Below are 25,371 nucleotides of genomic sequence, written 5' to 3'. Positions count from 1 at the left end.
CGTTGACTTAGGCTACGGAGATGACCGAACGACAACCTCGATCCGCGACCGCCACCAGAGCTCGCATTCTCGACGCAGCCCGCGCCCAATTCGCGGCCGACGGCTACGACCGCACCACCATGCGATCCGTCGCCGCCACCGCGGGCGTCGACGCGGCGATGGTCGTCAGGTATTTCCGAACCAAGGAAGCGTTGTTCGCCGAGGCCGCCACGTTCGAACTCGACATTCCGGATCTGACCCACGTCCCACCGGAGCGCATTGCAGAAGTGTTGATGCCCAGGTTCTTCCAGGTCTGGGAGGAAGACGGAACGTTCCTCGCCCTGATGCGCGCTGCGGCTACCAATGCCGCGGCGGCAACGACCATGCAGCAGGTGTTCGCCACCCAGGTCGCGCCGGCGCTGGCCGCAGTCTCGCCAGATCGGTATGCGGAGCGGGCTGCCCTGGTGGGAACCCAGGTACTCGGTCTGGTGTTCGCACGCTACCTCCTCGCGGTATCTCCATTGGCCGAGATGACCCACGAGCAGTTGGTTCGGTGGGTAGGACCGACGCTGCGGCGCTACCTCACCGAACCACTCGACTGAGTAGGTCAGCTCACCCCGGCACGCACGTCCGGTGCCCCGAGACGGGCTGCATCAGCAGTGTCGTCATCGGGCTGTTGCTGCGAATCCCGTTCTGCCAGAACGCGAAGCCGATAGTGCTCGATCTCTTCGGCAACGTGCTGGTCGTCCCATCCCAGGATGGGTGCCACCAACCGGGCCACCTCGGCGGCCGCCGCTTCACCACGATCGGGAACCTCGATGGAGATGCGGGTACGACGCGTCAGAATATCTTCGAGGTGCCGCGCGCCTTCGTGACTCGCGGCATACACGGCCTCGGCCTTCAGGTACTCCGGCGCACTCTCGAGAGGCTCGCCGAGCTCGGGGTTGCCGTCGATCAAGTCCAACAACTCACCCATCAGAGTGCCGTACCGACCCAGCAGGTGCTCGACGCGTGAGACACGCATACCGGTGCGCTCGGCCGTCAGGGCACGGGAGTTGAACGCCCCGAGGTAGCCATCGGCACCGACGAGCGGAATGTCCTCGGTGACGCACTTCGGTACCGTCCGCTCGAGCCCGTGCACTGCGGAATCGACTGCGTCCTTGGCCATCACGCGATAGGTGGTGTACTTGCCACCCGCGATCACCGTCAATCCGCGCACCGGACTGGACACCGCGTGCTCACGCGAGAGTGTGCTGGTGGAATCGGATTCACCGAACAGCAACGGTCGCAATCCCGCGTACACACCGACGACGTCGGTGCGGTCCAACGGATCGGCGAGCAGCTTGTTCACGTGGCCCAGGATGTAGTCGATGTCGCTCTGGCTCGCGGCCGGGTGAGCCAGATCGAGCTTCCAGTCGGTATCGGTCGTACCGATGATCCAATGACTTCCCCACGGAATGACGAACAGCAGACTCTTCTCGGTTCGCGTGATGATGCCGGTGGCACTGTTGATGCGATTGCGCGGCACCACCAGGTGCACACCCTTGGACGCGCGAACCTGGAATTGTCCACGCCCACCGACCATCTGCTGCACCTCGTCGGTCCAGACACCGGCGGCATTGATGACCTGCTTGGCCCGTACCTCGAAGGAGCGGCCCGTTTCGAGGTCGCTCGCCACGACGCCGACGACCTTGTCGTCCTCCCGCAGGAAGCCCGTGACGCGAGTGCTGTTGGCGCACAACGCACCGTAGGCGGCCGCCGTACGGGCGAGCATCATCGTGTGCCGAGCATCGTCGACCTGACCCTCGTAGAACTTCACCGCACCGCGGATCGCCGAGCGCTTGCCGGACGGGAAGGACTCGAGAGTCTTCTTCTTGCCGAGGTGCTTGTGATGACTCGGCACGCCGCGTCCGGCACCCATGACGTCGTACACGCCGATGCCGAGCCCGACGTACGGGCGGTCGATCACCTTCTCCAGCGGATAGATGAACGGCACCGGACGAGCGAGATGCGGGCAGAGCTTGTTCAGTACCAGCGAACGCTCCTTGAGCGCCTCGAACACCAACGCGAAGTTGAACTGCTCGAGGTAGCGCAGACCGCCGTGGAAGAGCTTGCTCGAGCGGCTGGACGTGCCGGCCGCGTAGTCACGCGCTTCGAGCAGACCGACCTTCAGGCCGCGTGTGACGGCGTCGAGTGCGGTGCCCGCGCCGACGACGCCACCGCCGATCACCAGGATGTCGAGCTCTTCGGCTTCCATCCTCGCCAGCGCGTCGGCGCGCGACTGCGGGCTCAAAGCCGTTGTGGTGGAACTCATTCTTCATCAACCCAATCGAGAGTACGTGTTACTGCCTTCTTCCAGCCGGCGTAGAGCTTCGCCCGCTGGTTCTCGTCCATGGACGGCGTCCATGTCTTGTCCTCGGCCCAGTTCTGACGGATGTCGTCCTCGCTCTCCCAGTACCCGACGGCGAGGCCGGCCGCGTATGCCGCTCCGAGAGCGGTGGTTTCGGCCACGACAGGCCGAACCACGTCGACGTTCAGGATGTCGGACTGGAACTGCATCAGCAGCTCGTTGACCACCATGCCGCCGTCGACCTTGAGTACCTCCAGATCGACGCCGGAGTCTGCGTTCATGGCCTCGATCACCTCACGCGTCTGATACGCGGTGGCCTCGAGGACGGCGCGGGCCAGGTGTCCCTTGTTGACGAATCGCGTCAGTCCCACGATGGCACCGCGGGCGTCCGACCGCCAGTGTGGGGCGAAGAGACCGGAGAACGCGGGGACGAAGTAGGCACCGCCGTTGTCGTCCACCGACCGTGCGTCGGTCTCGATGTCGGCGGCCGAGGAGATCATGCCCAGGTTGTCGCGCAGCCACTGCACCAGCGAACCCGTCACGGCGATGGAACCCTCGAGCGCGTACACCGTCGGCTGGTCGCCGATCTTGTAGCAGACCGTGGTCAGCAGGCCGTTCTTGCTCATGACCTTTTCGGTGCCGGTGTTGAGGAGCACGAAATTGCCTGTGCCATAGGTGTTCTTGGCCTCGCCGGGAGACAGGCAGGCCTGCCCGAAGGTGGCTGCCTGCTGGTCGCCCAGGATGCCGGAAATCGGTACCCCGCGGAACGGACCGCGCTCACGGCCGGTGCCGTACACCTCGGAGCTCGAGCGAATCTCGGGCAACATCGACATCGGGATGTCCATGTCCGCACAGATCTGCTCGTCCCACTGCAACGTGTCGAGATCCATGAGCAGGGTACGCGAGGCGTTGGTCGGATCGGTGTAGTGCAGCCCACCGTCGGTTCCGCCGGTCATGTTCCACAGCACCCACGTGTCCATGTTGCCGAAACACAGTTCTCCCGCTTCGGCTTTGGCGCGTGCTCCGTCGACGTTGTCGAGGATCCACTTGACCTTGGGTCCGGAGAAGTAGGTCGCCAGGGGCAGCCCGGTCTTCGCGGTGTACTTGTTGGCGTCGCCCCCACCCAGTGCGGTGGCGATCCGATCGGTACGGGTGTCCTGCCAGACGATGGCGTTGTAGATCGGCTTGCCCGTCGCGCGCTCCCACACCAGCGCCGTCTCACGCTGGTTGGTGATGCCGACTGCGGCGATGTCCTCGCGCGTCAGATCGGCAGCGGCCATGGCACCGGCCGCGACGGCGCGCACGTTGTCCCAGATCTCCGACGCGTCGTGCTCGACCCAGCCGGCCTGCGGGAAGATCTGCTTGTGTTCCTTCTGATCGACCGCGACGACGGTACCGGCGTGATCGAAGATCATGCAGCGTGAGGACGTGGTTCCCTGATCGATCGCGGCGACGTACTTTCCTGCGAACTCGGTCATGGCTTCTCTCCTGTGGTCTGGGTGTCTGCTGGGAGTCGTGATGGCGGCTCGGGCGTCGAACCTTCGTCTTTGCGCAGGTTCTTACCGATGAGCAGGTCGTACAACAACACTCCTATCGGTCCGCCTACGAGAGGTCCGACGATCGGGACCCAGAAGTACAGGCCGCCGTATTGATCTCGCCAGGCTCCACCGTATCCGGTGATGTACGACGCCAGGCGAGGTCCGAAATCTCGGGCCGGATTGATCGCGTATCCGGCGTTGGTGGCCCATGCGAAGCCGATGGCGACCACGATGAGGCCGACGATCAGTGGAGCCATGTTGGCCATCGGCGCGGTGCCGAGCGAATCGGTCACTGCCACAATGAGGAACAGCAGGATCGCGGTGCCGATGATCTGGTCGATCAGTGCCGAGGAGACGCTGACGGGCAACGTTCCGTTGCCGGGAAGCGTCGAGAAGATCGTCTGGGTGGCGGTGGTGTGCCCGGGGTCGACTGCATTGATCATGTCGTTGTAGTTCCAGCGCACCAGCAGCGCGGCCACGAAGGCACCTGCGGTCTGCGCGAGGATGTAGGGCGCAACCATCTTCCAGCTGAATCCGCGAAAGAGTGCGAACGTGATCGTGACCGCGGGGTTGAGGTGCGCGCCGGTGATTCGACCGGCGACGTAGATGCCGAACATCACCCCCAGGCCCCATGCCCAGGCGATCGAGTCGTGGTCTCCGAGACTTCCCGATTCACCGCCCGAGACCACCTGCGCGACGACGCCGACGCCGAACAGAATGAGAATCATGGTTCCGGCGAACTCGGCAGCCATGTGCGCCGGCAGTCCCCATTCCGGTTCCTTACGAGCCATTGTGTAGCCTCCGCAAAGTTGGTGATGCACGCCACATTGCGTGCTGTTTGCCACGGTAGACGGCCTGCACTGCGTTGCACAGCTGATGCACATATGTGCAAATCGGTCGTACACTGCGACGGTGACGGACCCACGCATTGCGCCCGAATCGGATCTGCGGACCGGCCATGCCACCCAGGCAGCGCGCCTGTACTACTTCCAGGACATGACGATGGCGGCGATCGGCCGTGAGCTGGGCGTATCTCGCTCGACGGTCTCACGACTCATCACGTTCGCGCGGGCATCGGGACTGGTGGAAATCAAGATCTCCACCCCGCTCGGTCAAGCACCGCGAATCGAGCGTGCATTCGCCGATCTGTACGACATTCGTGCACATGTCGTCCCCGTGTCGGAAACCGTCGACGAATTGCAGCGCCTCGATCGCGTCGCCACCTTCGCGGGCCGATTGCTGACATCGTTCTTCGAATCCGACATGGTGATGGGCGTCGCCTGGGGAACCACCGTCAGCGCCGTCAGCCGCAAGCTCGCACCCAAACGAACCCACAACTCCACCGTCGTGCAGCTCAACGGCGCAGCGAACACCCGAACCACCGGAGTCTCCTACGCCACCGACATCGTCCGAACCTTTGCCGACGCCTACGGTGCTGTCGCGCAGGGATTTCCGGTGCCCGCCTTCTTCGACTACCCCGAAACCCGCCGACACCTGTGGCGCGAACGCAGCATCAAGCGAGTACTCGAACTACAGGATCGGATGAACCTCGCCGTGTTCAGCATCGGCGTCATGAGCGGTGCCGTTCCGAGTCACGTCTACAGCTCCGGCTACCTCGAGCGCGAGGATCGAGCCGAGCTCCAACGGGACGGTGTCGTGGGCGACATCGCCACCGTGTTCCTGCGCTCCGATGGCAGCCACGACCGAATTGCGTTGAACGACAGATCGAGTGGACCGAGCCTGGATCGGCTCAAGGTGGTTCCGCGCCGAGTCTGCATCGTCGCCGGAGCGTCCAAACTCGATGCCCTCACCGCAGCGCTGCGCGGCGGATTGATCACCGACCTCGTCATCGACGACATCAGCGCGGCTCAGTTGATCCTTCGCTCACGCGGCTGACCTACGTGAGCGGAACTTCGTAGCAGGGGTCGAAGTTTCGTACACATGGGTGCCCTCTTGCGCTCACCCGATTCTCGTGTCACTCTTTTCTTCATGACAACCGGAAAGGCGGACACCGCCTCCCTCACGTGAGCGCCGTGCCGATGCCGTCGACATTTCCCCGTCGCGGCACATTCAGTGACAATCCCGATGAATACGCCGAGAGCATCAGTGCGGTCTGCGCGCAGCGCGATCGATGGCTCCGCTACGGCCTGAAGGCCGGCCCCTCCGATAGAACCACGGCGGAATCAGCCGTGGCACAGTTGTATCGAAGAGCCGGTTTCGACGCGCCCGAGTTCGTGTGGGTACCGTCCCCCGCTGCCGCCGCGTCCTTCGTCACGGCAGAGCAACCGGTGAACGAAATCCCCACGACCGCAGCAAAAGCCGAGAAGTCACCTGCACGCATCGCATCGTTGCTGTCGAATTCCCGTCGACGAATGGACGAGCGAATCGACAAGCGAAGAATCGAATGGCCGCGGTGGTACTTCCACCAGAATCCGAACATGCCGAGCGATCGAGAAGCGCGGATGACCGTTGCAACACGTTCACCGGAGGACGCGGCCCGAGCCGGCATCAGTCCCGATCCCATCATTCGCCGGACAGTGTGGGATTCGTTGCGCACCAGCCTGTTCGACGGTATCGCTTCCGCGACGAGAAGCCTCGCTCCGCACTCGTTCGGCAGTATCACCTGGTACGGCCAGCAGGAAGCGCATCGCGTCGCCTACTACGACATCTATCGCACCTTTCACCTCGCCGCGTTCGAGCGCGAGGACAACGAGCTTCTCGACATTCAATCGGCCCTCGTCGAATCGACGGGATGGTGGTGGGCGTTCGACGACGTCGCAGTGATGTCCGAACGCCCCACCGCAGTGCACACCGAGCCGGTTCCCGATCCGGTGCACGGTGAAGTGCGCCTGCACAATTCGTCTTCTCCAGCAGTCGAGTTCGGTGACGGCAGCGGTGTCCATGTCCTGAACGGGACCGTGGTTCCCAAGTGGGTGATCCACGATCCGACGGTCGAGCGCATCACCGTCGAACGCAACGTCGAGATCCGACGGAGCGCCATCGAACGAATCGGTTGGGACAACTATCTCGACCGAGCCGGTTTGCGACTGGTCGACACCGACACCGATCCGGGTAATCCCGGTTGCACCCTGCAACTGTTCGCCACCCCGGCGGGCTGGGGCAGCGAGGGTCGAATCCTTCTCGCCGTCAACGGCTCTCGCGAACGTGACGGCGAGCGCCGACGCTACGGACTTCGGGTCCCCGGCGCGTTCTCGTCCGCGGTCGACGCCGCGGGCTGGACCTACGGCCTGGCCGGAGCCGACTACGGCCGGCTACTCCGCAGAACCTGACACCTCACCGCGACACCACACCCCGACAACACCCAAGGTGACTCACATGAACTCGAACATCACACTGTCCGCACTGATCGACCTCACCGGCCTCGACGTATTCGACTATCTCGACAAGGAGATCTCCGTGCCCGTCATCGACGGCCTGCAAGCTCAAGGCGATCTGATCGTCGTTCCGTACGTACTGCTCGACGGCATAGTCGTCCCCACCGGCCAGACGCGACGCGAGAAGGTGCCGTTGACGGGAATCGAACTACTGCGCAGCGCCGCAGGCGGTAACCCCCACAGCCTGGTGGCCGACGGTGGCGTCTGCTCGTGGGCCAGTCCCGTGCACGACGTCCGAGGTCTGGCCCTGGGCATCCTGACCAACTCGCAGACGGCATACCTCATTCATCCCGAACACGGAGCCACCGGAATCGCGCCGGGGACATACGTCATCGGCCGGCAGCGAGAACGCGGACAGGGCGGCTGGTTCCATTCGACCCACTTGGTTGCCGACTGAGGATAGTGGTGCCCATCACATTTCTGCCGAAGTGCTAGGTCCATCTCACAAACCGATCTTCGGTAGTAAGTGTGACGTTGTGTACCACTAAGGTTCGCGACATGGCTGCTGTTGTCGTCTCCACGGTCGCATGACCGGCTCCCCCTCGCCGGTCCAGAACCGACTCCTCGGAATCGCCCTTGTCCTGCTCATCGTCATGTTCGTCGGGTGGAGCGTCACCTCGTACAACAAGACGTTCGAGGACGTGGTGACGGTGTCGCTCGAGACCGACAGCGTCGGCAACGCGCTTCCCCGCAATGCGGATGTGAAGGTTCGCGGCATGATCGTCGGCGAAGTCCGCTCGGCGACGACGGCCGATGGCGTCGTCACCTCGGAGTTGGCCATCGAGCCGGACATGGCCGAGATGATTCCGTCGAACGCCACTGCGCGACTGCTGCCGAAGACGTTGTTCGGGGAGCGGTACGTCGCACTGGTCCTGCCCGAGGGCAAGCCGGCGTCCGCGATCACCGAGGGCACCGTGCTGAAGCAGGATCGCAGCGGTAACGCCATCGAGGTCGGGCAGGTACTCGACGGCCTGTTGCCGCTGCTCCAGGCGGTGCCGCCGGAGGACCTGTCGAACACCCTCGGTGCGTTGGCTCAGGGACTGAGCGGGCGTGGTGAGCAGCTCGGTCTCACGATCGACAAACTCGAGAACATTTTTGCCGGCCTCAACACGGAGTTGCCCGCAATCCAGGAAGACCTGCGCGGGCTCGCCGATTTCTCGCAGACCTACGCCGATGCCGCTCCCGAGCTCATCAACGCACTGGACAACCTACGGACCACCGGCAATACCGTCGTCGAGAAGCGCCCGGCCCTCGAATCGCTGTACGCCTCGGTGACCTCGGCCTCGTCCACCACCGCCGATTTCCTCGACGCCAACTCCGCGAACGTCATCGGATTGGCCGCGAACTCACGAGAGGCCCTCGAAGTCCTCGCCGAATTCTCACCCGCGCTCGGTTGCACCGTCGCCCAGTTCGCCGAGGGGGCCAGGCGTGGACGGATCGTCACCGGCGTCGGCGACGAGTACCCCGGCATCAACGTCTCGATGCCGTTCGTCAACCCGAAGGGTCGGTACCTACCGAACCAGGACGAGCCGAGATTGTTCGAGCAGAACCGCGGCCCGACCTGCCCTACTCCCATCGAGCGCTCGACCGGCGAGTACTTCCCGCAGTATCCGGGCGGCTCCGCGAACGACGGCTCGTACCAAGTGCCGACTCGAAACCCCGGTGACCAGGACATTCCGACGGTGCCTGCACCGCAGCTCTCCCCCGTGCCCGCCTCGTATGCGAATTCGGTCACCGAGCAGCAGACCCTGGCCGTCGTCTACGGCGGGGCCACCGGAATCGACCCCGCCGCGGTGCCGTCCTGGACCACGACGGTCGGCGCTCCCGCGCTCAGAGGAACGCAGGTCACGTTCGAGTAGGACCAACTGATTGAATGGTCCGCATCCCCCGTCGACGAGCGCGGCGGGTAACGATTCAGGAGTGCAGATGTCAGCCGATACGAACACCGCCGGATTCTCCATCCAGTCCAGCAACGACGGCCGCGCGGCCGTCATCGCTGTCGCCGGTGAACTCGACGTCACCACGGCCCCCGCGTTGTCGAACGCGATCGACGCCCAGATTTCCACCACGCCTGCCGCGTTGATCATCGATCTGAGCAAGGTCTCGTTCTTGGCCTCGGCTGCCATGACGGTGCTGGCATCGACGCAGAAGAACCACGGGGACAGCGTCGCCTTCTCGGTCGTCGCCGATGGGCCGACCACCAGCCGCCCGATCAAACTGATGGGTCTCGATCAGGAATTCGCGCTGCACGCAGATCTGGCGTCAGCCCTCGCCGCTCTCGACTGACGACACCCCCAGCGCCATCACTGCTGCATCGTCGGCCAATCCGTCGCCGAAGCTGTTCAGTAGGACTCGCAGATCCTCGACGATGATCGCTGCCGTCGCCGGGGCGTGGGCTGTCGCGAACTCGAGCAGCGCGCCCTCGTCGTCGTATCGACCCGTGCCCACGCGGGCCTCGGTCAAGCCGTCGGTGTAGAGCATCAGGGTGTCGCCTGCGCTCAACGTCACGGTGGCAGGCACGAAGCGGGCGGCACGCAGAATTCCGACGAGTTGCCCACCCGTCATGTGTACGTAGTGCGCGCTGCCGTCGGCCCGCATCACCAGCGGAGGTGGGTGACCGCCGCTGGCCATCGACACCTCGAATCCTCCGTCCGAGCGACTGAGCACCCCGAACACCGCGGTGCAGAACTGCGCATCGTTCTCGCGGAACTCCTGCCGCAGAACCGAGTCCAGGTTGTGCAGAACAGCGACCGGATCGTGGTCGTACACCGCGGCCGCGCGCAGGGTGTACCGCGTCAACGACGTCACGGCTGCGGCCGACGCACCCTTGCCGCACACGTCGCCGAGGAAGAATCCCCACCGGTCGTCCGACAGCGGGAACAGATCGTAGAAGTCTCCGCCCACCTCGTCGCTCGATGCCGCGTGATAGTGCGCGGCAGCGGTCATTCCCGACGGCGGCAGCAGGGCAGGCGGCAGCAACGACCGCTGCAGGGTCTTCGCCAGCAGCTCCGCTCGAGTTCGGGACTCGAGCAACTCGCGTTCGTAGGTGCGACGGTCCCTGGCGTCGAGCGCGGTGATGCGAATCAGTACCGGCGCACCCGTCTCGTCGGTCTTGACGTTCGCGGTCATGAACACGGGCAGCCGTCGCCGATCGGACGTCACGAAATCGATCGCGATGCCGTCGAGCTGGCCGTACATCCGCAGAATCGGACCGAAATGGGTCTCGTAGTGAATCCGGCCACCAGCGGTGAGGAGTTGGGTGAAGTCGGTACCGATCAAGGCGTCGACCTCGAATCCCAGCCAGTTCGCCAGCGTCGAGTTCAGTCTCACGATCCGCATGTCCGGCAGCACCGAGAGGTAGCCGCACGGCGCGTTCTCGTACAGGTCCTCGATGTCGAGTTCGTGGATCACGACGATCTCACGAAGGTCGCAATCGCCTCGGCGGTCTGTTCGGGCTGGGTGACGTGCGGGCAGTGCCCACTGGCGTCGAGGGTCTGCAGGGTGCTGCCTGCGATGTGTTCGTGGACGTATCTGCCGACCTGAGGCGGTGCCAGCGAATCCCGAGCACAGTCGACGATCATCGTGGGCAGGGCGACCCCGGCCAGATCGGCGCGATTGTCGGACAGGAAGGTGGTACGGGCGAACACCCGTGCGCACTCGGGATCGGTTCGGCAGAAGCTCGCGGTCCACATGTTCTCGAGATCCGGCCGATCCGGTGCGTTCACCACGATCGTTGCCATCGACGCGGACCACCCGAGATAGTTGCTGTCCAACGACTCGAGCAACTCGTCGATGTCCTCGCGGCTGAAGCCACCCCGGTAGTCACCGTCGTCGATGTATCGGGGGGACGGCGTCAGGAGAAAGAGTTTGGAGAATCGCTCGGGAGCCGCCTGGACCGCGAGAACACCCATCATCGACGCCACCGAATGCCCCACGAACGTCACATCGTGCAGATCGAATTCCTCGGCGATGTCGACGATGTCGCGGGCGTAGGCCTCCAGCGGCGCGTACTTGTCGGCATCCCACGCCGCGGGGTCCGAGGCTCCCGACCCGACGTGATCGAAGAGCACGACCGAGAAGTTCGGAGCCAGGATATCGGTCACCGAACGCCACAGCGTCTGGTCGCAACCGAAACCGTGAGCCAGCATCACCACGGGCCCGTCGACAGCCCCCACGACCCTGACGTTGTTCCTGATACGCGCACTCACCCGCACAGTCTGCCATCTGCTTCCGACACCGGGGAGTGAGACTGCTCCGACGGGGTATGGCCTGTGTCTACAGAAACGAGAAAGTCATGCGAGTGCTGGTCACCGGCGCAACCGGATACATCGGGTCTCGGCTGATCCCGGTCCTGCTCGAACAGGGTCACGACGTGCACGCTGCGATGCGCGATCCGAGCAAGAAATCGCGCTTCGCCTGGGGCGCTCACGTCACCGCCGTGCACTTCGACCTCGACGAGCACGAGACCTTCGACACCGCGACCGAGAATGTCGACGCGGTCGTGTACCTCGTGCATTCGATGGACGAGGGCGACTTCGTCGAGAAGGATCGGCATGCCGCGCAGGCCATGGCCGCCGCGGCCGAGCGCAACGGTGTGCGCCGAATCGTCTACCTCTCCGGACTCATTCCCGACGACGGCACGCCGCTCTCGGATCACCTGCGCTCTCGCCTGCAGGTAGAGGAGACGTTCCTCGACAGTTCCGTCGATGCCACCGCGCTGCGGGCGGCGATCATTCTCGGTTCCGGATCGACGTCGTTCGAGTTGGTGCGACGGATGACCGAGCGCCTGCCGCTCACGCCCATCCCGACGTGGATGCGCAGGCAGGTCCAGCCCATCGCCGTCGTCGACGTGGTCGCCATCATCGCCCGCGCTCTCGGCGACACCGCACGCCCGGGAACGTTCGACATCGGCGGAACCGAGACGATGAGCTACCCCGAACTACTGCAGGCGTACGGCAGCGTCGCCGGTCTGCGTCGCATACAGATTCCGGTACCGCTGTTGCCGACCGGTCTGGTGGGGCGTGCCGTCGCCAAGATCACCGCCATGCCTGCCGGCACGGTGATCTCGTTGGTCGACAGCCTCACCCACGACATGGTGGTGCGCCGCGGGAACGCAGCAACAGAGGTGTTCGCCGAGCCCGATACGTCGCTGATGAGCGTCCGAGAGGCCCTCGAGCGTTCGATCACCGTCACCGCCGAGGAGGGCACCGATGCCCACGCCGATCCCCAGGCTGCCGCCGACACCGATCCCGAGTGGGCAGGCGGAGTCGTCGATATCGTCGACGGCCATGTGCGGCAACGCCCGTCGGACATCGTCGGAAAGGCTCTGCTCGGAGTGACCCGCTAACCGATATCGGCGTAGCGGTGGGCCCACGGCACGGCTCGCTCCAACTGACCGGCCAGTTGGACGAGCAATGCCTCGCCGCCGAGGGGTGCGGTGAAGTGCGCGCCCATCGGAAGACCCTCGGGGGTCCAGTGCACGGGAACCGACAGCGCCGGACGCCCGGTGACGTTTCCCAGCTGCGTGTAGGGAATCCACGAGATGTTGTCGTCGATCATCTGATCCACGATGCCGGTGTAGCGCAGGATTCCTGCAGTTCGGCTGCGCAGCAACAACTCCGATGCCAGCTCCAACGGCTTCGCGAGATCGAAGGCACCGATCTTCGGGGGGAGCTCCGCGAGAGTGGGCGTGAGCAGCAGGTCGCAGGTCTCGAAAAAGGTGGCCAGCGCACGCACGTGCACATGGCGACCTTCCACTGCTTCGAGGTAGTCGACACCACTGGCGGATCTGCCCAGCGCCGCCATGATGCGGGTGTCACGCTCGAATCTGTCGTCGCCGCAACCGGTTCTGCGTTTCACCTCGTCCATCTCCCACGCCAGGTAGGTGAACCAGGCCAGCAGGAATTCGCGGTTGAGATTCGCGTCGTCGTACGGTGGGGCGTCGAGAAGTTCGACGGTGTGGCCGAGATCGGTGAGTGCCTTCGCAGCGGACTCCATCGCGGCGACGGCCTGCGGGTGGGGCGACGGATTGACCGATGTCACGGCATACATTCCGATGCGTAAAGGCTTGGGGTCCTTGCCCACTCGGGACAGGAACGTTCCGTCCGGACGCGCGGGCAGATAGCCGGACGTCGCCTCACCGCCCGCCAGCACGTCGAGCATCGCGGCGGTATCGCGCACGGACCGCGACACGACGCCCTGCACTGCTGCCCCGTGCATGGGTTCGCCGAACGTGGGGCCCGACGGCACCAGTCCGCGTCCCGGCTTGAGTCCGACGAGCCCACAGCACGACGCCGGAATCCGGATGGAACCGCCGCCGTCGTTGGCTCCCGCCACCGGGACGATGCCGGACGCCACCGCAGCGGCCGATCCACCCGACGATCCACCGGGAGTTCTGCTGCGATCCCATGGATTTCGAGTCGCGCCGTGCACCGCCGGTTCGGTGATTCCCTTCGCCCCGAATTCCGGAGTGTTGGTCTTACCGAAGATCACCAGGCCCGCATCGAGCCAGCGCTGCACCACCGTGGAATGCTCGGGCATCGGCAGGTTGGTCAACGCACGCGATCCACTCGATGTGGGCAGGCCCGCGTAGTCCTGCGAGAGATCCTTGATCAGGAACGGCACGCCGGCGAACGGCCCCTGCAGCGGTCGCGTCAGCTGGTCGTCGGCCTGCTCCCGCATCACCCGAACCACGGAATTGATCCGCGGATCGATCGATTCGACCTGCGCCAGTGCGCAATCGAGCAGTTCGCGCGGTGTCACATCTCCTGCGGCCACGAGACCGGCCAGACCGAGGCCGTCGTACTGGCGATACTCGTCGATGCGCATACCGGCCACAGTATCCGAGGCCATGTCGGCCTCGGAGCGGAATCAATGCCGCGAGTTCGACCCAGCGAGGGGCCGCAATGCCCCCATCACGATCAACGAACACGCCAGGAGCGCAGCGACCACGAGCAACGCTCGAAGTACGTCACCGTGCCCGCCGAGGAAGCCGATGAGGGGCGGACCGCCGAGAAAGGCGAAGTATCCGATGGAGGCGACCACACTGACGCGAGCGGCGGCAGCTGCCGGCTCGTCGGCCGCCGCACTCATGGCAACCGGGAAGCCGAGGGAGACGCCCGATCCCCACAGAAACGCGCCCAGAAAAGCAAGCGGCACAATTGGACTGAGCACGAACAACAGCACGCCGACCACCGAGACGCCCGCGAGACCTCGCAGTACGACGACGCGACCGTACCGATCCAGCAGACCGTTGCCGAACCACCGCACCGCGGTCATGGCGACCAGGAACGTGGTGAACGCCAGGGTCCCGGCGACGGCCGATGCGTCGTATCCGTCGATCAATGCGATGTTGAGCCAATCGTTTCCGCTGCCCTCGGCAAACGCGAACGACAAGGCCACGACACCGATCAACAGGGTGCGCGGCTCCTTCCACCGAGCGAGGGCATGTGGCCGCGAGGTGTCGGGGGCGGGCTGTTCGGGTTCGGCGTCGGACTCGTTCAGAAAGTTACGGACTCCCCACGGGATGGCTCCGACGATCGCGGCTGCGACCGCCAGCAGATGCACCGTCACCGAGACGTTCAGCACCACCATCAGTGTTCCGATCAGGGCTCCCACCACGGTGCCCGCGCTGAAGCCCGCGTGAAAGCGCGGCATGATCGATCGCCCGAGCCGTCGTTCGGCCACTGCGCCATGGACGTTCATGGCAACATCCCATGCGCCGTTGGCGAATCCGAGCACGAACAGCCCGAGAAGCAACGGCACCACACCGACGAGATAGCCGGTGGAGATGATGGTCAGACCGGCCGCGAGGACGACAGACATCACAGTCACCGTGAGCCGAGACCCGAAGCGGTTGATGATGATGCCGGACAGCGGCAGGGCGAGCAACGACCCGACGGCGATGGCCAGCAGCACGATGCCGAGTTGGGACGACGTGAGCTCGAGCCGGTCCCTCACCTGCGGAATGCGCGATGCCCAACTGGCGAAGGCGAAGCCGGCTCCGATGAACGCGATGTAGGTGGCCCGTACCGCGGTGGTCGTGCGCGCCGAGGTCGCGTCGATATCAGACACTGTGAATTACCCTGTTTCTCTCGCTGTTCCGCAAGGGTAACGAACGAGGGGCCGGCCGCAGCGATCGCCGCCGAACTCGAAGTTATGGATGGATTCCGGCCGAATTCTGTCCATAACTTCGAGTTCGACAGTCCACACGCTCAGAATCCGATGGGCAGTCCCGCATAGTTCTCCGCCAGTCCCGTTGCTCCTGCCTCGCTGGAGGCCACCCAACGCAACTGGGAGAGCTGCAACTGCGCGTCGAACGGATCGTCGCCGGTGTGCAGCATCGTCGTCATCCACCACGAGAAGTGCGTGCAGCGCCAGACGCGTCGGAGTGCGTCGTCACTGTAAGCATCGGCGGCACGGGAGTCGTTCTTGCCCAGCAACGATGTCAGCGCCGGGGCCAACAGGGCCACGTCGGCAACCGCGAGGTTGAGGCCCTTCGCTCCGGTCGGCGGCACGATGTGCGCGGCGTCGCCGGCCAGAAAGAGTCTGCCGTGTCGCATCGGCGTCTGCACGTAGCTGCGCATCGGCAGCACGCTCTTCTCGGTGATCGGTCCCGGTGTCAGCTCCCAGCCGTCCTGACCATGACCGAGCCTGCGTGCCAACGCATCCCAGATCCGCTCGTCGGACCAGGTGGCGATGTCGGTGCCGTTCGGAACCTGCAGATACAGCCGGCTGACCGTCGACGATCGCATCGAGTGCATCGCGAATCCATCCTGATGCCAGGCGTAGATCAGCTCGTCCGTCGACGGTGCCACGTCGGCGAGCACCCCGAGCCAGGAGTAGGGGTACGTTCGCTCCCAGGTGTTACGCACCGAATCCGGCATCGCCGCGCGGCTCGGACCGAAGGAACCGTCACATCCGGCGATGACGTCGGCGTCGATCCGCATCGATGTTCCCGACGCGTCGGTGAACGTGACGTACGGGGCGTCGGACTCCACGTCGTGCAACGCGGTGTCGGAGACGTCGTAGTAGATCTGCTGACCGGCTTTCTCGCGCGCCGCAACGAGATCCTTCGTCACCTCGGTCTGCCCGTACACCCACACGCTCCGGTCCACCAGATCGCGAAAGTCGATGTGGTGTCGCTCTTCCGGCCACTGCAGATAGATTCCGCGGTGCTCGTGGCCTTCGCGATGCAACCGCTCGCCCAAGCCGTGGTCGTCGAGCAGCCGAACCGTCGAATGTTCGAGGATGCCTGCGCGGATTCGCGAGAGCACGTACTGCTGCGTGCGCGACTCGATCAGAACGGAGTCGATTCCCTGCTCCCCGAGCAGGTGGGACAGCAGCAGACCCGCGGGCCCTGCACCGATGATGGCGACCTGTGTACGCATGCATCGAGTACATCGCGCATACGACCTCCGGACAAGAGGTAGTTTCCACTCAGTGAAAGCCCGCGTTCATGCCCGTAGAGTTCGCTCGATTCCTCGGGCCGCAACCTGCAGAGCTGCAACCAGTCTGGCGCGATCTCGACCGATGCTCGGAACCACGATTCCCAGTGCGGCCACCACCGTCTCGCTCTCGCCGCGGACGGGTACGGCCACCGAACACGCTCCCAGTGTCATCTCCTCGACCGTCTGCGCATACCCCTCGCGATGCACTCGGCGTAGTTCGCTGTCCAACTTTCCCGGGTGAGTCACCGTGTACGGGGTGATGCGGGCCAAGTTCCCGAGCACTCGGTCGTGCACCTCGCGCGGAGCGTAGGCCAGCAACACCTTTCCGACTCCGGTCGCGTACAACGGCAGACGGGCTCCGACCCGGCTGATCGCGGGCACCGACGCGTGTCCGGCCAACCTGTCGAGGTAGAGCACCTCGTCGCCGTCACGAATGGCCAGATGCACCGTGGCGAGCGTGGCTCCGTAGAGATCGTGCAGGAACGGCGACGCGATCTCGCGCAGGTCGGATTGATCCGGGGCCAACATACCCAGCTTCCACAGCCGACGTCCGACCACGAACTTACCGTCGTCGCCGCGAACGAGTGCTCCCCAGCCGAGAAGCTCGTGCACCAAGCGGTGAGCCGTGGCGATGGGAAGACCTGCGCCGTCTGCCAATTCGGTCAATGTCAACGCAGGCTTCTGCTCGTCGAACACGCCGAGCAACGCCAGCAGTCGAGACGCCACCGAGACCCCCGGATCCCGCGCATTGCCCGCCACCTGCACGACGATAGCCTCCCCGGTCATCGCCGAGCTCGAAGTTATGGACGAATTTCAGCCGAAAGTCATCCACAACTTCGAGTTCGGCGGCCATCAGACCGCGGCAGCCGCGAAGCCGATTCTGTTGAAGCGCTTTTCGCGGGCGATCATCCGCATCGACGGATCCTGGGCGATCAGGTCGGCGAGCTCCCGGTGCAGCACCGCACCCACCCGGTCGCAGAACTGCTGCGATTCGTCCGCCGCGTCGGGCAGCTCGGGAATGATGATGTCGACGACACCGGCCCGGAAGAGATCGAGCGAGCGTACTCCCTGCTTGGTGGCCATCTCGGCCGCATGAGCAGTGTCCCGATGCACGATGGCCGACGCACCCTCGGGCGGCAGCGGCGAGAGCCACGCGTGTTGAGCAGCAAGAACGCGATCAGCGGGTACCAGTGCCAGAGCGCCACCGCCCGTCCCCTGCCCCAACAGCAACGACAGCGTCGGTGTTTCGAGGTCGACCATGTCCGCGATGCACCGAGCGATCTCTCCCGCGAGACCGCCTTCCTCCGCCTCCTTCGACAGCGCCGCGCCCGCGGTGTCGATGACGGTGACGAGCGGAAGCTTGAGATCCTGAGCCAGACGCATACCGCGTCGAGCCTCGCGAAGCGCTGCGGGACCGAGCGGGGTCTTGGTCGTCTGCCCACGTCGATCCTGCCCGAGCAGTACGCACGGCATGTCGCCGAACCGAACGAGAGCCAGAATCAGACCCGGATCCGACTCCCCCTGCCCGGTTCCGTTGAGCGGCAGCACATCTGCTGCGGTGCTGAACAGCAACTCGCGCACGCCGGGACGATCGTTCCTACGGGAGGCCAGGATCGACGTCCACGCGGGCACGTCCTCGATCGTCCATTCGAGCGCCTCGACGGTGCGGGGCCGGCACGACGGGATGTCGGTCATGATGCGCAGCGCCCGATCGACGATTTCGCCGAGCTGCTCGGGCGGGCGGATGGCGTCGATGAGCCCGTGGGCCTGGAGGTTCTCCGACGTCTGTACGCCCGTGGGGAATTTCGCGTCGTAGAGGGCCTCGTAGACGCGAGGCCCGAGGAAGCCGACGAGGGCACCGGGCTCGGCGACGGTGACGTGTCCGAGCGATCCCCAGGACGCAAAAACTCCACCGGTGGTGGGGTGCCGCAGGTAGACGATGTACGGCAGGTTCGCCGCCTTGTGCGCAGTGATCGCGGCGGTGATCTTGACCATCTGGAGGAACGCGACGGTACCCTCCTGCATGCGGGTTCCGCCGGAGGTCGGCAACGCGAGCAGCGGCAACCGCTCGTCCGTCGACCGGTGCACGGCGGTGACGAGCCGTTCACCCGCCGCAACCCCGATCGAGCCGGCCAGAAATGCGAACTCGCCGAGCAGGATTGCGACCTTGCGGCCCCGAATCGTCGCGGACCCGGTGAGGACGGATTCGTCGAGACCGGTCTTCTCACGGGCCGCCGCGAGTTCGCTCGCGTACTGGTCGTCGATGACGTAGTCCGCGGTCGGGGTGTCCCAGGAGTCGAAGCTGCCGGGATCGATCACCAGATCGAGCAGTTCGAGGGCGGTCATTCTGGTCATCGGATCGCTTCTTTCAGCCAGTCGCGGACGAGCTCGTCGTCGGCACCGAGTACCGGCGGAGCCAGATGATTGGTTTCGGTGACCTCGGTGCCGTCGGATTCGAAGAAGCGCAGCGGCGGCCCCGGAAGAGTGACCGTGCCCAACGTCGCGTGCTCGACGTCGACCAGCAGGCCTTGAGACTTGGTCTGCTCCCACTCGTACACCTCCTGCACGTTGCGCACTTTGCCTGCGGGAACACCGATCTCGTCGAGAAGGGCCAGCAGCGGTTCGGTGTCGTAGGTGCGGAAGATCTTGGAGACGAGTTCGATGACGTCGTCGCGACTGTCGACGCGTTGTGGGTTGGTGGCCATGCCTTCGAGATCGGGGTCGATACCGAAGCCCTCGCAGAACCGATGCCACAGGCCCTCGCTGCCCACGGAGATCTGCACTGCGCCATCCGAGGTCGGAAACAATCCGTACGGGCAGATCGATGGGTGATGGTTGCCCTGCGCCGTGCCGATCTCGCCGGCAACGGTCCACTTGGTGCCCTGGAAGGCGTGCACTCCGACGACGCTGGCGAGCAAGGAGGTACGGACGACCTTGCCGCGTCCGGTGCGATCGCGTTCACGTAGTGCGGCGAGAACGCCGAAGGCTCCGTACATTCCGGCCAGCAGGTCGGCGATGGGAACGCCGACGCGTTGGACGTCCTCGGGACCGGAGCCGGTGAACGACATCAGCCCGGCCTCGCCCTGGGCGATCTGGTCGTAGCCGGAGCGGCCACCCTCGGGGCCGTCGTGACCGAATCCGCTGATCGACAGCACGACAGTGCGCGGGTTGATCTCGGCGATGCGTTCGGGCGAGAAGCCGAGGCGGTCGAGCACTCCGGTGCGAAAGTTCTCGAGCAGCACGTCGGCTCGTTCGATCATGTGCTCCAACGCTTCTCGGCCGTCGTCGGTCTTGAGATCGAGTGCGATGGATCGTTTGTTGCGGTTGGCCGAGAGGAAGTAGGTCGACTCACGTTCGGCGTCGCGCGGAGTGACGAAGGGTGGACCCCAGACTCGGGTGTCGTCGCCGCCCTTGGGGGTCTCGACCTTGATGATGTCTGCGCCGAGGTCGCCGAGCATCATCGCCGCGTGCGGGCCGGCGAGGGCACGGGTCAGATCGACCACCACGGTGCCTTCGAGCGGTCCGGTTCTGCCTGTCGTGTTGAGGGGCATCGAATTGATCCTTACGTCGAAGCGAGGTGCGAGCCGGACCCGAAGTCCGATTGGATGACTGGGCTAGTGGCCTAGCCAATTCCATTGGACCAGCGAACCCCAGAGAAGTCAAGTAACGATTTCCGGGACTTTGCCCAGCTCAGACGCGTGATGGCGGCACGTCGAACACACGTGCCGCCATCATCGAGAACCGCATCCGAGCTACTGTCGAGCTACATCCAGCCGGGTACCACCAGCAATCCCCAGGCGACCAGTGGACCGATGACCACAACCAGAGCGCTGTACTTGAGGATCTGCTTGTAGAACACATCTCGGTCGATGTCCTGGGCGTTGGCGAGCACCAGGGCTCCATTGGTGGAGAACGGGCTGACATCGACGATGGTCGAGGCGATGGACAGGGCCACGATGACTCCGATAGCGCCTACTTCGCCCGCGAGCAGGAACGGGACGGCCAGCGGGATGGTGACGCCGAGGATCGCGGTGGACGACGCGAAGGCCGAGACGATGGCACCGATGTAGCAGAGCAGCAGCGCCACCAGGAGCGGGATACCGATGCTCGCGACCGAATCGCCGACGTATTCGACAGTTCCGGCTTCCTGCAGGACCCCGACGAACGTGAGTACGCCGCCGATGAGCAGAACCGTCGACCAACTGATCTGGTTGATCGCACCCTTTTGCGCCTTGGGCGATGCGAGAGCGAGAACCACGGCCACCGTCATCGCGATGAAGCCGACGTCGAGATCGAGCACGAGGGCGAACAGGGCCAGCGAGGCCAGGCCGACGAGCGTGAGAATCTGATCGAAGGTGATGGCCTTGACCGCGGTGGCCAAGGGCGGCGCATTCTCGACCGTGACCGTCTGACCGGACGGACGAGGCGTCGAGGAGCCGAAGCCGCGCATGACCGTCCGAGAACCCGAGCCGCCGACGCCGCCCGAGTCGCCGTCGGGACGACTGCCGTCCTCGTCGTGCACGCTGCGTCCGATGAGGGAGCGGCCACCGAGGAACACGAACAGCAGCGCACCGATCGCGGCGTTGAAGAACAGGCTGCCGAGGAAGAGTGTGAGCGGACTGTTGACGAGTCCTGCGTTGGCGGCGATGTTGTTGACCGTGACGCCGTAGATGCTGATGGGCGAGAATCCGCCCGCCTGCGCGCCGTGGATGACCATCATGCCCATGAGCAGCGCGTTGATCTTGTAGCGCGCGGCAAAGCCGAGCGCGATCGGGGCCACGATGGCCACCGCGGCGGGCCCGAGCGCCCCGATGGAGGTCAGGACGCCGGTGATGCCGAACATCACCCAGGGGATGAGCGCCACCCTGCCACCGACGAGTCGAACGGCTCCGCGGACCAGCAGGTCGACCGTGCCGTTGTTCTGCGCGATGGCGAACAGGTAGGTGATGCCGACGAGCGTGAGGAAGAGACTGCTCGGGAAGCCGGCAATGATGTCGTCGGCCCCCATGCCCACGGCAAGTGTTCCGACGAAGAACGCCGCCACGAACCCCAACGCACCCATGTTCACGGGGAACACGGTTGCGGCGAGGAACATGACGACGAGCGCAAGGATGGGTATCAACTCGGTCGACATCGAAGGTCTCCGGTCCGTCTGTGGTGTCACCCGAGCGGTTGCCCAGGATCTCCAGTGGCTAATTGGACTGGCCACTGAGTCAATAGGGACTCAACCAGTGAAGTGGATCACTTGTCAACCCCGAATGTGTCTGCCGTTACCACGTGGGCGGCGGCTAGGGTGGAGGTCCAGAGGAACAGAGAGCGAGTGACACAGTGGCTGAGCAAATTCGCCCCGTGACCCGACCACGGCTGTACGAGGTCATCGTCGAGCAGCTGTGCAAGCACATCGCCGATCGCGACATGAACCCTGGCGATCGACTTCCACCCGAGCGCGAACTCGCCGGCCACCTGGGAGTCAGCAGAGCGTCGCTGAGTCAGGCCCTCGTTGCACTCGAGGTGCAGGGCATCCTCGCCGTGCGCCACGGCGATGGGGCGGTACTCGTCCGACGACCCGTGGGCGACATGGCAATTCGCGCCTTGCGCGAGCACGCCGATCGACTGCCCGAGGTGATCGAAGCCCGAGAGGCACTCGAGGTCAAGCTCGCCGAACTGGCCGCAACGCGGCGCAGCGACGACGAGATGGCAGCCATCGACCACGCGGTGTCCGTGATGGCCACCGAGATCACCGACGGCGATCGCGGAGACTCCGGCGACGAGCTCTTCCATCACGCCATCACCGAGGCCGCGCACTCACCGCTGCTCGCTCGCCTGATGGGCGAGATCGCCGAGCTGATTCGCGAGACCCGCATCGAGTCACTGTCGCAGTCCGACCGCCCCCAGGCCTCGCTCGAGCATCACCGACGCATCGCCGAGGCCGTCCGCAATCAGGATCCGGCCGAGGCGGGCCGGGCAATGGCCGACCACATCCGACTCGTCTCGGATGTGGCTCTACTGCGCTCGGTCGACAGCTAGAGAACTGCCCGCCGAGCTCGAAGTTATGGATGAATTCTGACCCGAATCCGTCCATGACTTCGAGTTCGGCAGCTCGGGCAGCACCCATGGTTGACATCCGCGACATCGTCGCGCCATCATTATTGGCACAGCGCCAATAAACCACAGTCGCGCTTCGAGCCAAGGACCCCCTATGACTGCACTCGCAGATCGCTCCACCGACGACCTCACCACCGAGCTCGCCGACGTGCGCCAGCTCGCCCGTGGATTCTTCGAGAAAGAGGTCGCACCGCACCGGGAGGAATTCGCGGCGGCCGGACGCCCCAGCCGCGAGGTCTACCGCACCGCAGGCAGCCTCGGGCTGCTCGGCATGTCGGTACCCGAGCAATACGGCGGAGGCGGCGGCGACTTCCGCCACGAGGCAGTGCTATTCGAAGAACAGGTCCGCGCCGGCGACTCGGCCATGCAGCTCGGCGTGCACAGCGGCATCGTTCCGCACTACATCCTGGCCTACGCGTCCGAGGAGAAGAAGCAGCGGTGGCTGCCGAAACTGTGCTCGGGCGAATGGATCGGAGCCATCGCCATGACCGAACCGGGCACCGGATCGGACCTGCAAGGCATTACAACCCGCGCCGTGCGTGACGGCGACGACTACGTGGTGACCGGCGGAAAGACGTTCATCTCCAACGGAGCTCACTGCGATCTGCTCATCATCGCCGCCAAGACCGATCCCTCCGCGGGAGCCCGGGGACTGTCATTGCTCGTCGCCGAGGTCTCCGATGACACCGAAGGTTTTCACCGCGGACGCGTGCTGCACAAGATCGGCCAGAAGGGCCAGGACACAGCCGAACTCACCTTCGACGGTCTTCGCATTCCCGCCTCGAATCTGCTCAGGGGCGGGAGTGGAGCCGGCAGGAACGACCAGGAAAGTCATGAGGGTCGCGGTTTTGCGCAGTTGATGCAGCAGCTCCCCCAGGAACGCCTGATCTGCGGCATCGCCGCCGCTGCGATGATCGACGCCGCCGTCGCGCAGACCGTCGAGTACACCAAGTCGCGCAGCGCGTTCGGCAAGACATTGTTCGATCTGCAGAACACCAAGTTCGAGCTCGCCGAATGCGCCACCATCGGCCGCGTCGTGCGTACCTTCGTCGACGACGCCATGGCACAGCATATTTCGGGCACACTCGACGTCACCACGGCCGCAATGGTCAAGTACTGGACCACCGACCGACAGTTCGAGGTGGTCGACCGGTGCCTGCAGCTCTTCGGTGGGTACGGCTACATGGAGGAATACCCCATCGCCCGCATGTTCGTCGACGGACGCATCGCCCGCATCTACGCCGGTGCCAACGAAGTCATGAAAGAGCTCATTTCCCGTTCCCTGTAGAACTCGGTAATTCTGTTGCCCCAGAAAGGCACCCCATGGAGGCATTCCTCTACGACGCAGTGCGCAGTCCACGTGGCCGCGGCAAGAGCTCCGGCTCACTGCACACCGTCAAGCCGGTCGATCTGGCCGCGAACACGTTGTCCACGTTGCTCTCTCGACACTCCCAGCTCGATCCGGCCCTGATCGACGACGTCGTGCTCGGTGTCGTCACCCCGGTCGGCGATCAAGGCTGCGACATCGCCCGAACCGTCGCGATGGCGGCCGGCCTACCGGACAGCGTGGCCGGCGTTCAGCTCAACCGCTTCTGCGGATCGGGGCTCGAGGCCGTCAACACTGCGGCGCAACGTGTTCGGTCCGGATGGGATCGGCTCATCGTCGCCGGTGGCGTCGAATCGATGTCTCGTGTGCCGCTCGGGGCGGACGGCGGCGCGTGGCCGTGCGACCCGCTGACCAACTACGGCAGCTACTTCGTCCCACAGGGAGTCAGCGCAGATCTCATCGCGACGATCGAGGGGTTCGATCGGGACGAGGTCGACGCCTACGCGGTACGTAGCCAGCAACGAGCGGCGCATGCCTGGTCGATGGGTCACTTCGAGAAGTCGGTCATCCCCGTCTTCGACACGAACGGCCGGCTGATGCTCGATCACGACGAGATCATGCGACCCGAGACCACCACTGCCGACCTCACCGCCCTGACACCATCGTTCGCACAGATGGGTTCGCTCGCCGGGTTCGACGCCGTCGCGATGCAGAAGTACACCGAGGTCGAGCGCATCGATCACGTACACCACGCAGGCAACTCCTCGGGCATCGTCGACGGCACCGCGATGGTTCTCATCGGCTCCGAAGAGGCCGGTCGCGCAGGCGGATTGACCCCACGCGGACGCGTCGTGGCCGGGGTCGTCGCCGGATCGGACCCGACGCTGATGCTCACCGGCCCGGTTCCGGCCACCCACAAGGTGTTGGCCGCGGCGGGACTCGGTCTCGACGACATCGCGGTGTTCGAGGTCAACGAGGCATTCGCTTCGGTGGTGCTCAACTACGCGAAGAAGCTGGACATCGACCACGAGCGCATCAACGTCAACGGCGGCGCGATCGCGATGGGCCACCCACTGGGCGCAACGGGAGCGATGCTCACCGGAATGGCTCTCGACGAGCTCGAGCGCCGGGGCGAGCGCTATGCGCTGATCACGCTCTGCATCGGTGCCGGAATGGGCGTCGCCACCATCATCGAGCGCCTGTGACCACCCCCGCGCTCGAACAACGA

The 25,371-nt window shown here is 64.8% G+C and carries 22 protein-coding genes; 10 read left to right on the top strand and 12 right to left on the bottom strand.

Going from position 1 to position 25,371, the window contains the following annotated elements; translation table 11 throughout:
- Positions 1-20: 20 nt before the first annotated feature.
- Positions 21-581, top strand: a complete 561-nt coding sequence (locus CH276_RS24135) for a TetR/AcrR family transcriptional regulator (protein ID WP_094631971.1) — start codon at positions 21-23, stop codon at positions 579-581.
- A gap of 5 nt (positions 582-586) precedes the next feature.
- Here CH276_RS24135 and CH276_RS24130 read toward each other — a convergent pair whose 3' ends face one another.
- From CH276_RS24130 to CH276_RS24120, 3 genes are read right to left on the bottom strand one after another with little or no spacing between them, the layout of a single operon-like run.
- On the bottom strand, positions 587-2,293 hold the full coding sequence (locus CH276_RS24130; protein ID WP_094631969.1) for a glycerol-3-phosphate dehydrogenase/oxidase: 1,707 nt from the start codon (positions 2,291-2,293) through the stop codon (positions 587-589).
- On the bottom strand, positions 2,290-3,807 hold the full coding sequence (glpK, locus tag CH276_RS24125; RefSeq protein WP_045198146.1) for a glycerol kinase GlpK: 1,518 nt from the start codon (positions 3,805-3,807) through the stop codon (positions 2,290-2,292). Before glpK ends, CH276_RS24130 begins: the two co-directional genes overlap by 4 nt.
- Positions 3,804-4,658, bottom strand: a complete 855-nt coding sequence (locus CH276_RS24120; RefSeq protein ID WP_094631967.1) for an MIP/aquaporin family protein — start codon at positions 4,656-4,658, stop codon at positions 3,804-3,806. The genes glpK and CH276_RS24120 overlap by 4 nt, the downstream gene beginning before the upstream one ends.
- A 121-nt stretch (positions 4,659-4,779) precedes the next feature.
- On the opposite strand from CH276_RS24120, the gene CH276_RS24115 reads away from it, so the two are divergent.
- From CH276_RS24115 to CH276_RS24095, 5 genes are all read left to right on the top strand, one after another.
- Complete coding sequence (locus CH276_RS24115; protein WP_094631965.1) at positions 4,780-5,763, top strand: sugar-binding transcriptional regulator; 984 nt, start codon at positions 4,780-4,782, stop codon at positions 5,761-5,763.
- Positions 5,764-5,891: 128 nt separating this feature from the next.
- A complete protein-coding gene (locus CH276_RS24110; protein ID WP_254924421.1) occupies positions 5,892-7,157 on the top strand; it encodes a DUF6745 domain-containing protein in 1,266 nt (421 codons plus the stop codon).
- A gap of 46 nt (positions 7,158-7,203) precedes the next feature.
- Entirely contained in the window at positions 7,204-7,659 is a 456-nt protein-coding gene (locus CH276_RS24105; protein WP_094631963.1) for a hypothetical protein, read from the top strand.
- 130 nt (positions 7,660-7,789) lie between these two features.
- Positions 7,790-9,121, top strand: coding sequence for an MCE family protein (locus CH276_RS24100; protein ID WP_094689133.1), 1,332 nt, complete (start codon positions 7,790-7,792; stop codon positions 9,119-9,121).
- 67 nt (positions 9,122-9,188) lie between these two features.
- Positions 9,189-9,548, top strand: a complete 360-nt coding sequence (locus CH276_RS24095; protein ID WP_032395449.1) for an STAS domain-containing protein — start codon at positions 9,189-9,191, stop codon at positions 9,546-9,548.
- Here CH276_RS24095 and CH276_RS24090 read toward each other — a convergent pair.
- Together CH276_RS24090 and CH276_RS24085 are read right to left on the bottom strand one after the other, a co-directional pair.
- Complete coding sequence (locus CH276_RS24090) at positions 9,525-10,673, bottom strand: PP2C family protein-serine/threonine phosphatase (protein ID WP_094631960.1); 1,149 nt, start codon at positions 10,671-10,673, stop codon at positions 9,525-9,527. The genes CH276_RS24095 and CH276_RS24090 overlap by 24 nt on opposite strands.
- Entirely contained in the window at positions 10,670-11,470 is an 801-nt protein-coding gene (locus CH276_RS24085) for an alpha/beta fold hydrolase (RefSeq protein WP_094631958.1), read from the bottom strand. Before CH276_RS24085 ends, CH276_RS24090 begins: the two co-directional genes overlap by 4 nt.
- A gap of 86 nt (positions 11,471-11,556) precedes the next feature.
- Here CH276_RS24085 and CH276_RS24080 point away from each other — a divergent pair, with 86 nt between their 5' ends.
- Positions 11,557-12,609 carry an NAD(P)H-binding protein gene (locus CH276_RS24080; protein ID WP_176459416.1) on the top strand — a complete coding sequence of 351 codons (1,053 nt, stop codon included), beginning with the start codon at positions 11,557-11,559 and terminating at the stop codon, positions 12,607-12,609.
- Here the strand turns inward: CH276_RS24080 and CH276_RS24075 are convergent.
- The 7 genes from CH276_RS24075 to CH276_RS24045 form a co-directional block, all read right to left on the bottom strand.
- Positions 12,606-14,090, bottom strand: coding sequence for an amidase (locus CH276_RS24075; protein WP_094632185.1), 1,485 nt, complete (start codon positions 14,088-14,090; stop codon positions 12,606-12,608). The genes CH276_RS24080 and CH276_RS24075 overlap by 4 nt on opposite strands.
- A gap of 42 nt (positions 14,091-14,132) precedes the next feature.
- The gene (locus tag CH276_RS24070; RefSeq protein ID WP_094631954.1) at positions 14,133-15,335 is read right to left on the bottom strand and encodes an MFS transporter; all 1,203 of its coding nucleotides are present in this window, start codon (positions 15,333-15,335) and stop codon (positions 14,133-14,135) included.
- Between the two features lie 140 nt (positions 15,336-15,475).
- Positions 15,476-16,651, bottom strand: a complete 1,176-nt coding sequence (locus CH276_RS24065) for a 4-hydroxybenzoate 3-monooxygenase (RefSeq protein WP_094631952.1) — start codon at positions 16,649-16,651, stop codon at positions 15,476-15,478.
- A gap of 66 nt (positions 16,652-16,717) precedes the next feature.
- Positions 16,718-17,470, bottom strand: coding sequence for an IclR family transcriptional regulator (locus CH276_RS24060; RefSeq protein WP_094632183.1), 753 nt, complete (start codon positions 17,468-17,470; stop codon positions 16,718-16,720).
- Between the two features lie 93 nt (positions 17,471-17,563).
- Positions 17,564-19,066 carry a carboxyl transferase domain-containing protein gene (locus CH276_RS24055; protein WP_094614861.1) on the bottom strand — a complete coding sequence of 501 codons (1,503 nt, stop codon included), beginning with the start codon at positions 19,064-19,066 and terminating at the stop codon, positions 17,564-17,566.
- Entirely contained in the window at positions 19,063-20,262 is a 1,200-nt protein-coding gene (locus tag CH276_RS24050; protein WP_032395453.1) for a CaiB/BaiF CoA transferase family protein, read from the bottom strand. The genes CH276_RS24055 and CH276_RS24050 overlap by 4 nt, the downstream gene beginning before the upstream one ends.
- Positions 20,263-20,474: 212 nt before the next feature.
- The gene (locus CH276_RS24045; protein WP_094631950.1) at positions 20,475-21,845 is read right to left on the bottom strand and encodes an SLC13 family permease; all 1,371 of its coding nucleotides are present in this window, start codon (positions 21,843-21,845) and stop codon (positions 20,475-20,477) included.
- A gap of 194 nt (positions 21,846-22,039) precedes the next feature.
- Between CH276_RS24045 and CH276_RS24040 the strand changes: the two genes are divergently transcribed.
- The 3 genes from CH276_RS24040 to CH276_RS24030 all read left to right on the top strand — a co-directional run bounded on the left by CH276_RS24040 (position 22,040) and on the right by CH276_RS24030 (position 25,348).
- Positions 22,040-22,738, top strand: a complete 699-nt coding sequence (locus CH276_RS24040; RefSeq protein WP_094631948.1) for a FadR/GntR family transcriptional regulator — start codon at positions 22,040-22,042, stop codon at positions 22,736-22,738.
- Positions 22,739-22,910: 172 nt separating this feature from the next.
- On the top strand, positions 22,911-24,104 hold the full coding sequence (locus CH276_RS24035; protein ID WP_094631946.1) for an acyl-CoA dehydrogenase family protein: 1,194 nt from the start codon (positions 22,911-22,913) through the stop codon (positions 24,102-24,104).
- Positions 24,105-24,139: 35 nt separating this feature from the next.
- The gene (locus tag CH276_RS24030; protein ID WP_094631944.1) at positions 24,140-25,348 is read left to right on the top strand and encodes an acetyl-CoA C-acetyltransferase; all 1,209 of its coding nucleotides are present in this window, start codon (positions 24,140-24,142) and stop codon (positions 25,346-25,348) included.
- The last annotated feature ends 23 nt before the right edge of the window (positions 25,349-25,371 follow it).

It is taken from the genome of Rhodococcus sp. 06-470-2 (genome assembly GCF_002258235.1).
Taxonomy (GTDB): domain Bacteria; phylum Actinomycetota; class Actinomycetes; order Mycobacteriales; family Mycobacteriaceae; genus Rhodococcoides.
This window is presented reverse-complemented; position numbering and strand designations above follow the sequence as displayed.